This is a genomic window from Kineococcus vitellinus, from assembly GCF_009906315.1.
Lineage (GTDB): Bacteria > Actinomycetota > Actinomycetes > Actinomycetales > Kineococcaceae > Kineococcus > Kineococcus vitellinus.
Window position 1 is genome coordinate 1 of the sequence record NZ_JAAALL010000163.1, and the last position, 10,045, is coordinate 10,045.

At 78.5% G+C, this 10,045-nt stretch carries 9 protein-coding genes; 5 read left to right on the forward strand and 4 right to left on the reverse strand.

The window, feature by feature from the left end; all coding sequences use genetic code 11:
* Positions 1-60: 60 nt before the first annotated feature.
* On the reverse strand, positions 61-498 hold the full coding sequence (locus GTQ99_RS26975) for a LuxR C-terminal-related transcriptional regulator (protein ID WP_205707492.1): 438 nt from the start codon (positions 496-498) through the stop codon (positions 61-63).
* A 155-nt stretch (positions 499-653) separates the two neighbouring features.
* On the opposite strand from GTQ99_RS26975, the gene GTQ99_RS14365 reads away from it, so the two are divergent.
* Both GTQ99_RS14365 and GTQ99_RS14370 read left to right on the forward strand, forming a co-directional pair.
* Complete coding sequence (locus tag GTQ99_RS14365; RefSeq protein ID WP_205707493.1) at positions 654-1,703, forward strand: substrate-binding domain-containing protein; 1,050 nt, start codon at positions 654-656, stop codon at positions 1,701-1,703.
* A gap of 96 nt (positions 1,704-1,799) precedes the next feature.
* Positions 1,800-2,774: a universal stress protein gene (locus GTQ99_RS14370; protein WP_166616420.1), complete on the forward strand. Its 975-nt coding sequence runs from the start codon at positions 1,800-1,802 to the stop codon at positions 2,772-2,774.
* 25 nt (positions 2,775-2,799) lie between these two features.
* On the opposite strand, the gene GTQ99_RS14375 is transcribed toward GTQ99_RS14370, so the two are convergent.
* Complete coding sequence (locus tag GTQ99_RS14375; protein WP_166616421.1) at positions 2,800-3,822, reverse strand: serine aminopeptidase domain-containing protein; 1,023 nt, start codon at positions 3,820-3,822, stop codon at positions 2,800-2,802.
* A 27-nt stretch (positions 3,823-3,849) separates the two neighbouring features.
* Here GTQ99_RS14375 and GTQ99_RS14380 point away from each other — a divergent pair, with 27 nt between their 5' ends.
* Positions 3,850-4,449, forward strand: a complete 600-nt coding sequence (locus GTQ99_RS14380; protein WP_166616422.1) for a GNAT family N-acetyltransferase — start codon at positions 3,850-3,852, stop codon at positions 4,447-4,449.
* The gene (locus GTQ99_RS14385) at positions 4,446-5,225 is read left to right on the forward strand and encodes a PaaX family transcriptional regulator (protein WP_166616423.1); all 780 of its coding nucleotides are present in this window, start codon (positions 4,446-4,448) and stop codon (positions 5,223-5,225) included. The genes GTQ99_RS14380 and GTQ99_RS14385 overlap by 4 nt, the downstream gene beginning before the upstream one ends.
* Before the next feature lie 49 nt (positions 5,226-5,274).
* Here the strand turns inward: GTQ99_RS14385 and GTQ99_RS14390 are convergent, their stop codons facing one another.
* The gene (locus GTQ99_RS14390; protein ID WP_166616424.1) at positions 5,275-5,922 is read right to left on the reverse strand and encodes a CBS domain-containing protein; all 648 of its coding nucleotides are present in this window, start codon (positions 5,920-5,922) and stop codon (positions 5,275-5,277) included.
* Positions 5,923-6,110: 188 nt separating this feature from the next.
* Between GTQ99_RS14390 and GTQ99_RS14395 the strand changes: the two genes are divergently transcribed.
* Positions 6,111-8,567: a phosphoketolase family protein gene (locus GTQ99_RS14395; RefSeq protein ID WP_338075004.1), complete on the forward strand. Its 2,457-nt coding sequence runs from the start codon at positions 6,111-6,113 to the stop codon at positions 8,565-8,567.
* A 13-nt stretch (positions 8,568-8,580) separates the two neighbouring features.
* Here the strand turns inward: GTQ99_RS14395 and GTQ99_RS14400 are convergent.
* Positions 8,581-10,045 (reverse strand): hypothetical protein (locus GTQ99_RS14400; RefSeq protein WP_205707494.1); only part of this gene is annotated, 1,465 nt, incomplete at its 5' end.

Below are 10,045 nucleotides of genomic sequence, written 5' to 3' on the forward strand. Positions count from 1 at the left end.
GGCGTGGGGGGCGCGGCTCGCTAGCCTGCCCGGGCGGTGGGCGCCCGGGTGGTGCCGCGCTCAGCGGGGCGGCAGCTCGCCGTCCGCCCGGGCCCGCTCGACGGCCGCGCGCGTGCTGGAGACGCCGTACTTGCGGCGCACGCCCACCAGGTGCTGGCTGACGGTGTTGACGGCGACCCCGAGCGCGGCGGCCGCCCCGGCCGCGGTGCGCCCGGTGGCGACGAGCAGCAGGACCTCGCGCTCGCGCGGGGTCAGCCGGACCGCCGCCGCCCGCGGGGGGGCCGTGGCCGGTGCGCCGCCGCCCGCCGCGCCGGTGGTCCCGGTGGTCCCGCTGGCCCCGGTGGTCCCGCTGGTGGCGCTGGTGGCGCTGGTGAGGCGGCTGAAGGCGTCCTCGGTGAGGCAGACCAGGCGCACGCCGTCCACGGCGAGCACGAGCGGCTGCCGCGCAGCCTGCCGGGCGAGCTCGCGCAGGTGCCCGCAGGCCCCGGTCGCGCTCACGGGCTCGTGCCTGGTCCCGGTGGCGTCCACGCGCGCTCCGATCTCCCACGCGCCCGTGCAGCGGCGACTCCGGCGGCGACCCCGGGGACGGTACGCGTGTTTGCGCTAACAGACAACGGTCGACCCGCCGAGAGCCGGCGTGCCACGATGCCGCCGTGGAGAGCACCGGGCCGGGGGGGCCGCGGGTCGGCCGGCGCCTGCACCGGGCCGCGAGCATGGCCGACGTCGCGCGCCTGGCCGGCGTCTCCTCGCAGACGGTCTCCCGGGTCGTCAACGGCCGCGCCAACGTCGACCCGGCCACCCGCGAACGCGTCCTGGTCGCCGTCGGCGAGCTCGACTACCGCGCCAACGCCGCCGCCCGGGCCCTGGCCACGGGCGCCACGCGCACCATCGGCGTCATCGCCTCCACGCTGAGCACGCACGGCGCCGTGCTCGTCCTCGACGGCATCACCGAGGAGGCCGCCCGGCACGGCTACCGGATCTCGCTGGTGCCGGTGCACGCTCCCTCGCTGCGCGACGTCTCCGGCGTCGCGACCGCGCTGGCCGGGCGCGACGTGGACGCGCTCGTCGTCTGCGTGGCCTCCTCGGTGCTGCGCGAGGCCACGGCCGGGCTGCCCGTCGACGTGCCCGTCGTCGTCACCGACGGCGACGGGCAGGACGTCTTCCCCGCCGTCGACAGCGACCCCGGCCCCGGGGTGCGCGCCGCCGTCGAGCACCTCCTGGACCTCGGGCACCGCCGGGTCGCGCACCTGGCCGGCCCGGGCGACTCCGCGACCGCGCGCCGGCGCGCGCTCGTGTGGGCGCAGGTGCTGCGCGAGCACGGCCTGCCGGTCCCCGCCGCGCCCGCGGGGGACTGGAGCGCCGCCTCCGGCGCCGTCCTCGGGGCGGCGCTGCTGGCCGAGCACCCCGCCACGACCGCCGTCGTCTGCGCGAACGACCAGATGGCGCTGGGGCTGCTGCGCGCGTGCGCCGACGCGGGGGTGCGGGTGCCGCGCGACCTCAGCATCACCGGCTTCGACGACGTGGAGGCGGCCGCGTACGCGGTGCCCCGCCTGAGCACCGTGCGCCACGACCTCGTCGAGGTCGGCCGCCGCGCCGTCCGCGCCGTGCTGCAGCGGCTGAGCCCCGGCGCGGACGTGGGCCCGGTCGGCCTCGTGCCCAGCGAGTTCGTCGCGCGCGAGAGCACCGCGGCCCCCCGCGCCTGATCCGGGGGCGCCGGTCCCTGGTCCGCACGCCGCGGCGGCGGGATGCTGGAGCCGGCAGCGGCGGCGCGGCCGCGGCAGCGGGGCGAGGAGGACGTCGTGGACGTGGACGGGCAGCGGACGGTCGTGGTGGGGACCAGCAGCCTCGCGGAGTCGGGAGCGGCCCTGGTGTGGGCCGCGCGCGAGGCCGCCCGGCGCGGGGCGCTGCTCCTCGTCGTGCACGCGCAGGTCCACCCGGTGGTGCTGGACGGCACGACGGCCGCCCTCACCCCCGAGCTGGCCACCCACCTGGAGGCCGCCGCCCGCGACGAGCTGCGCGCGGCGCGGCGCGCGGCCCTGGAGAGCGCCGACGTGGAGGTCGCCACCGTCCTCGCCCGCGAGCACCCCCGCCGCGCCCTGCTGCGCCACGCCCGGCACGCCGAGCTCGTCGTCAGCGGCGCCCGCCGCCGCAGCCGGCTGCGCGCCGGGCTGTTCGGCGCCTTCCAGCTCGGCTCCACCAGCCTCTTCCTCGCCTCGCACGCCTGCTGCCCCGTCGCCGTCGTGCGGGACCTGCCGCCGCCCGGCGCCCGGGGCGTCGTGGTCGGCTGGGACGGCTCGCCCGCGGCGCAGGCCGCCGCCGGCTGGGCCGCCGCGCACGCCGCGGCCCTCGACGTCCCGCTGCGGGTGGTGACCGCGTGGCAGACGCCGCTGGACCGCACCGCCGAGCTCGCGCCCGAGGCGTTCGGCGAGGCGCACCAGGCCGCCGAGGTGGCCGCCCGCGGCGCCCAGCAGGACCTGCTCACCCGCTGGCGCGGCCAGCACCCGGGGCTGCGGGTGCACGGCGAGGTCGTGGAGGACCCCTTCGCCTCCGACGCGGTGCTGGGCGCCGCCGAGGGCGCCGAGCTCGTCGTCGTCGGCTCCCGCGGGCACGGCGCGTTCGCCAGCGCGCTGCTCGGGTCCACCAGCCACGAGGTGCTGCACCGCGCCCGCGGTCCGGTGGTCGTCGTGCCCGACGCCGAGCGCGCGGCCGCGCGCAGCCGGCGCGCGCCCCTGGACCCCCCGGCCGGTGGCCAGGCCGACGAGGTCGTCGACTGAGCCCCGCCCGGTGCGGGCGCGGCCGTCAGCGCGGCGCCCGCTCCCGCGGGAGCCCGGCGAGGAAGCCGCGGTAGGTGTCGAGCACGCCGGGGGCCAGCAGCGCCCGCGGCCGCACGAGGGCGGTGAGCAGGCCGAGCGCGTCGCTCTCCTCCACCGCGGGCCGCGCCAGCGAGTGCGCCGCCTGGAAGCGGGCGACCTCGACGTCCTCGCCCAGCAGGCGCCGGTAGGTGGCCTCGGTCTCGGCGACGTCGACGTTGCGGTCCGACGTGCCCAGCGCCAGCAGCACGGGCACGTGCCGGTCGGCCGCCGCCCGCAGGTCCGCGGTCGCGTCGGCGCGGAAGTTGCGCAGCACGAAGCCCCAGCGCGCGGCGTCCAGCGGCTCGGCGTCGCTCGTCCCCGCCAGGTAGCGGGCGTGGTCGGCCCCGGCCTCCAGCAGCGCCCGGGTGCGATCGCTGGCGGCGATCGCCTCCCGCCGCGCGCTCGCGTCCGCGCCCTCGTGCTCGAGCTCGGCGAGCAGGTTGAAGCGGCCCTGCCGCAGCCAGTTCACCGCCGGGGCGACGGCCACGACGGCGTCGACGTCGGAGCGCGAGCGCACCACCCGCGGCAGCACCCACCCCGCCTGGCTGGCCCCCCACAGCACGACCGTGCCCGTCGGCAGGTCCGGCTGCGCCGCGGCCCAGTCCAGGACGTGCGAGACCTCCGCGGCGCGCTCGGCCATGCTCTGCGCCAGCCAGTCGCCGCTGGAGCCGCCGACGCCGGGCTTGCTCCAGGACAGCGTCGCGAACCCGGCGTCGGCGGCGGCCTCGAACCACGGCCGGTACAGGCCGTCGTGGGTGGCCTCGACCGGCCCGTCGCCGTGGACGACGACGACGAGGCCGTGCGCGGTCCCGGGCGGGCGGGCCAGGACCGCCCGCAGGCTGCCGCCCGGCACGGGCACGGCCAGGCGCTCCTCCTGCAGGCGGTAGTCGTGGCCGACCACGACCAGCAGGGCGAGGGCGAGGACGAGCGCACCCAGGACCGCGAGACCTCGACGTATCTTCCTCCGCACGGTCGTAGCGTATGCGATAGTTCTCGGGTGGAGGTCGGGCACGGGGTCGAGGCGGCGGAACGGGCGCGGGTCGGTGCCCTGCACCGGGAGGTGTTCGGGGCGGAGCTGGCCCCCGCCTTCCGCGACGAGGCGACCGGCCGCGCCGAGGTCACCGCGGCCCTGGCCGCCGACCGCTTCCTGCTCGCCCGCGACGGTGGGCGGGTGCTGGGGGTCTGCGGGTTCCGCGCGGACGGCCGCGGCGCGGTGGACTGGTCGTGGCGCGCGACGCGCTCGCGGCTGGGGTGGGCCGCGGCGCTGCGCGCCGCGGCGGTCCTCGCCCCGCTGCAGGGCGCCGACGTGCCCGGTGTCCTCGTGCTGGACGGGTTGTGCGTCGCGGCGGAGCACCGCGGCGCCGGGACGGGGTCGGCGCTGCTGGCCGCCGCGCACGACCTCGCGGCGCAGCGCGGCGAGCGCGCCGTGCAGCTGAGCGTCGTCGACACCGACCCCCGCGCCGAGGCGCTGTACCGGCGCCTGGGCTTCGCCGTCGTCGGGGGAGGGGACCTGGGCCCGCTCGGTGCGCTCCACGGCTTCCGCCGCTACCGCACGCTGCAGCTCCCCGTGGACCGGGCCGAGGGGCGGCGGCCGTGACCCCCGCGCCGCGGACGGTGGTCGAGGCCCTCCTGCCGCTGCGGGGCGAGGTGGGCCTCGACGTGGTCTACGACACCGCCAACGCCTGCGGGCTGCAGGACCAGCCGGTCCGGCTGGCCGTGCGCCGCCTCGTCGCCGCCGGCGACGTGCAGCAGCGCGGCCGCGGGCGCGCCGGGAGCCTGCGGCTGACCGCGGCGGGGCGGGCCCGCGTCGAGCGCGACCTGCTGGCGCTGCGCCTGGTGCGGGCCCAGGACGCGGGCCTGGCGCCCTGGGACGGCCGCTGGCACCTGCTCGCGGTCAGCGTCGAGGAGTCGGCCCGCTCCGTGCGCGACGCGCTGCGCCGCACCCTGCTCGCCGCCGGCGCGGCCCCGGTCTCCACCGGGCTGTACGTCAGCCCCCACGAGCTGTCCCCGCTGCTGGCGGCGACGGAGCGCCGCCACCTCGTGCTGGCCGCCGCCGACCGCCTGGAGGTGCGGGGCAGCGCCGACCCGCTCGCCCTCGCCGAGCGGCTGTGGCCGGCCGCCCCCGTGGACCGCGCCTACGACGCCCTCGCCGCCGCGCTCGCGAGCCCGCCCGCGGCGGACCCGCTCGTGCAGCAGGTGCGCCTGGCCGACGCCCTGGAGCGCTCCGTGCGCGAGGACCCGCTGCTGCCGCCCGAGCTGCGCCCGCGGCCGTGGCGGCCGGCGCAGCTGCGCCGGCGCTGGTACGCCGCGTGGGCCGCGCTGGACGGGCAGCTCGGCGAGCGCGCGCTGCACCGCGGCTGGATGGAGGGCTGAGGCCCCGCCGCCCCGCCGACCGGCGGCGCGTCGCGCGGCGGGGTGCGGGTCAGGGGCGCGTGCGGCGCACCGGCGCGTCCACGCTCCCCGTCTCCTCGGCGCCCACGCGCACCACGCCCGGCACCGTGCGGGCCAGGACGGCCGCGATGCGCCGGGCGGCCTCCTCGTGCGGGCCGGCGAGCGCGACGACGCCGTCGGTGACCTCGACGGTCCACGACTGCCCGGGCAGGTCGGCGGCGAGCTTGGCCGCGACGGCGTCGCGGACGTCGTCGTCGTCCAGGGTCGTCACGCGCAGCACGTCGCGGCGGGCCAGCACGCCGACCAGGCGGCGGCCGTCGAGGACGGGCAGCGCGCGGATCCCGCGCTCGACGAGCAGGTGCACCGCGTCGGCGAGGTCGCCGTGCACGTCGACCGTGACGGGGTGCTCGGTCATGACGTCGGCGACCAGGCGCGGCGGGGCGTCCTCCTCGGGGCGCTCCAGGAAGTGCGCGCGCGGGTCGCGGGCCAGCCGCCCGCGCAGCAGGTCGGACTCGCTGACGACGCCGACGAGGCGGCCGTCGGCGTCCAGGACCGGTGCCGAGGCGATCCGGTGGCGCAGCAGCACCCGCGCCGCCGAGGGCACGTCGTCGTCGCTGCGCACCACGACGACCTCCTGGCCGTCCTGCGGCAGCGCTTCCCGCACCAGCACCGCGACCACCCGCCCGCTCTGCGCCCCCGCGGGCGCTCGCGGTCAGCCTGCCCCGCGGCGGTGCGCCGCGCCAGGGGGGGCGCCGCGGGGCGTCCACCCGGCCGTTCACCGGACGTGCGGGCCGCCACCCCTGGTCCCGCCCCGGCGGGTCGGGTATGACGGGGGTGTCCTGGAACCCAGACCCGAACGGGGCGACCGTGTCCAGCAGCACTCCCCGGACCAGCACCCTCCAGAGCGCCACCGACCCGGCCACCGACCCGGCCACCGACCCGGCCGACCCGCTCGGCACGCTCGACGACGCCGAGCTGGCCGCGGTCGACGCCTGGTGGCGGGCGGCCAACTACCTCACGATCGGGCAGATCTACCTGCGGGAGAACGCCCTGCTGCAGCGGCCGCTGCAGGCCTCGGACATCAAGCCGCGCCTGCTCGGCCACTGGGGCACCAGCACCGGGCTGTCCTTCCTCTACGCGCACCTGTCCCGCCTGGTGCGGCTGACCGGGCAGCAGGCCCTGTACCTGGCCGGTCCCGGGCACGGCGGCCCCGCGCTCGTGGCCGCCGGCTGGCTGGAGGGCACCTACAGCGAGGTCTACCCGCACGTGGGCCAGGACGCCGAGGGCGTGCGGCGGCTGTTCCGGCAGTTCTCCGCCCCCGGCGGCATCCCCTCGCACGCCTCCGTGACCACGCCCGGCTCCATCCACGAGGGCGGTGAGCTGGGCTACGTCCTCATGCACGCCTTCGGCGCCGTCATGGACAACCCCGACCTGCTCGCGGTCGCCGTCGTCGGCGACGGCGAGGCCGAGACCGGGCCGCTGGAGGGTTCGTGGAAGGGCGTCTCCTTCCTCAACCCCGCCCGCGACGGCGCGGTCCTGCCGGTGCTGGACCTCAACGGCTACAAGATCTCCGGCCCGACCGTCCTGGCGCGCAAGGACCCCGCGCAGCTGCGCTCGCTGCTGGAGGGCCACGGCTACGAGGTGCTGGAGGTCGACGGCGACGACGTGCCCGGGATGCACCACCGCTTCGCCGCGGCGCTGGCCCGCGCCCACCGGCGCATCCGCGAGATCCAGACCGCCGCGCGCGGCGGCGCCTGGGACGGCCGGCGGCCCACGTGGCCGGTGATCGTGCTGCGCACCCCCAAGGGCTGGACGGGTCCGCGCGAGGTGGACGGCGTGCGGGTCGAGGGCACCTGGCGCTCGCACCAGGTGCCGCTGTCGGGGGTGCGCGACGACCCCGCGCACCTGCGCCTGCTGCAGGACTGGCTGCGCTCCTACCGCCCCGAGGAGCTGTTCGAGGCCGACGGCCGGCCCAGCGCCGCGGTCCTGGCCAACAACCCCGCCGGTGAGCTGCGGATGTCCGCGACGCCGCACGCCAACGGCGGCCTGCTGACGCGGGACCTGCGGCTGCCGGACTTCCGCGACTACGCCGTCGAGGTCGAGCGCCCCGGCGCGGAGCGGGCGGAGTCCACCCGCAAGCTGGGGGAGTTCCTGCGCGACGTGTACCGCGACAACCCCGAGACGTTCCGGCTGTTCTGCCCCGACGAGACGAACTCCAACCGCCTCGGCGCCGTGTTCGAGGTCTCCGACCGGGCGTGGATGGAGCGGACCGAACCCGGCGACGTGTCGCTCTCGCGCGACGGCCGGGTCATGGAGGTGCTCAGCGAGCACAACTGCCACGGCTGGCTGGAGGGCTACACCCTCACCGGCCGGCACGGGGTGTTCGCCACCTACGAGGCGTTCGCGATGGTCAGCGCCTCGCAGACCGTCCAGCACGCCAAGTGGCTGGAGGAGGCCGCCCACCTGCCGTGGCGCGCGCGGGTGCCCAGCCTCAACGTGCTGCTCACCTCCACCGCCTGGCGCAACGACCACAACGGCTTCAGCCACCAGGGCCCCGGGCTCATCCAGACCGCGCTCACCCAGCGCTCCAGCGTCGCGCGCGTCTACCTGCCGCCGGACGCGAACTGCCTGATGTCGGTGGCCGACCACTGCCTGCGCTCGCGCTCGTACCTGAACCTCGTCGTCATCGACAAGCAGCCGCAGCTGCAGTACCTGTCGATGGACGCCGCGATCGAGCACTGCACCCGCGGTGCGGGGGTGTGGGAGTGGGCGGGCACCGACGACGGCTCGGCCGCGCCCGACGTCGTCCTCGCCTGCGCCGGTGACGTGGTGACGATGGAGACCGTGGCCGCCGCGGCGATCCTGCGCGAGCGGCTGCCGCAGCTGCGCACCCGCGTCGTCAACGTCGTGGACCTCATGCGGTTGCGCCGGCCCACCGACCACCCGCACGGCATGGACGAGTTCACCTTCCGCGAGACGTTCACCGACGACGTGGACGTCGTGTTCGCCTTCCACGGCTTCCCCGGGGCGATCCACCAGCTCGTGCACGGCCGTCCCGACGCGGACCGCTTCCACGTCCGCGGGTTCATCGAGGAGGGCACCACGACGACGCCCTTCGACATGACGGTGAAGAACCGCGCCTCGCGCTACCACCTCGTGGTCGACGCGCTGAACAACGCCCGCCGGCTGCCCGTCGGCGCCGGTGAGGTGAAGGCGTGGTGCCATGCGCAGCTGGAGCGGCACGCCTCCTACGTCGTGGAGCACCTGGAGGACGTGCCCGAGGTGCGCGACTGGAGCCTGGGGGACTGGGCGGCGCGGGGCTGAGGCGCCCGCGGCCTCAGCCCGGCGCCGCGCCCACCGGCTCCGGGGTGCGGGCGGCCCGCGCGGCGAGGACGCACACCCCCGCCACGAGCACGAGCAGCGCGGTGTTGTGCGCGTACTTCGCCGGTGCCGCCACCTCGCCCAGCAGCGGGGAGTAGGTGAAGGCCAGCAGGGCGCGGGGCAGCAGGGCGCCCGCGGCCACGGCGAGGACGTGGCGGTCGCCCCAGCCGGGGGAGCGCGAGGCCCGGAGCAGCAGGACCCCGGCCGCGGTGAGCAGCACCGCGCAGCCGGCGAACCAGGCACGGCTCGGGCCGGCCGCGCCCACCACGAGGAAGACGGCCCCCACCCCGGCGAGCAGCAGCCGCGGCCGGGGTGCGCGGCGCCCGGCCGCCCGCGCACCCCGGCCGCGGCACGAGCGCGCCGCCAGCAGCAGCAGCGCCACCAGCACCGCGCAGGCCACCAGCTGCGCCGGTGAGGCGTGCGAGGACTCCGTCGCCAGGGAGTCCCGCAGGACGAGGGCCGAGGCGGCCGCGTACAGCGCCGCGAGCACCACCAGCGTCCGGCGCCGCACCCACGGCCGGTGCCGGGTGGCGGGCCGCAGCCCCTCCGCCAGGGCGATGGGGCCCGCGATGCTGTGCACGACGTGCCCGCCGACGAAGTTCAGGGCGTTGGCGGCGCTGAAGCCCAGCGGCGCCAGGAAGGTCGGCTCCAGGTCCTGCGCCCACGACTCGATGCCCCGGTAGCCGAGGCTGAACAGCGACTGGTCCACCACCCCCGCCTGCACCACCCCGAACGCCGCCGCCGCCAGCAGGACCCCCGGCCACGACAGCCCGGCACGCCGGGCCAGCTCGCGGATCAGCAGGGCGGGCGCCCCGTACAGCGGCACGAAGACGAGGAGCCCGGCGAGCAGCGCCACCGGGTCGCCCGTGGAGTCGTCGTAGGCGGCCAGGTACTCCGCGCACACCGGCGCCAGCAGCAGCAGGACGAGGACCTGGGCGCCCGTGCCCGCGCCGGCGGTCCTGGCGCCGGCGGTCCCGGCGCCGGCGGTCTGCGCGCCGGCGGTCCCGGCGCGGGGACCGGGCGCGCGGCGGGCGCGGACGGCGGGCAGCGCGGTCGTCGCCAGCGCCACCGCGGAGCCGGTGAGGACCGCCCAGGCGCCCACGGCGACCGGGACGCCCTCGGCGCCGGTGAGCACGTCCGCGCCGCCGCGCCGGCCCGCGGCGTTGAGCAGGCCGACGACGCCCGCCGCCGCGACGACGATCAGCACCCAGCGCCGGGCGACGGTGGCCGTCAGCAGCGCCGCGAGCGCGAACAGCGCCAGCGCCGGGGGCACCGGGCGCGGCAGGTCCGCACCGCCGGCCACCTGCAGCGCGACGCCCGCGGCGCCCAGGACCAGGCCCGCCAGGCGCACCCGCACCCGGGGGCCCGCCGTCCTCGCGCGCGCCACCCGCCGACCGTAGCCGCGGGGCGCCCGGCGGGGA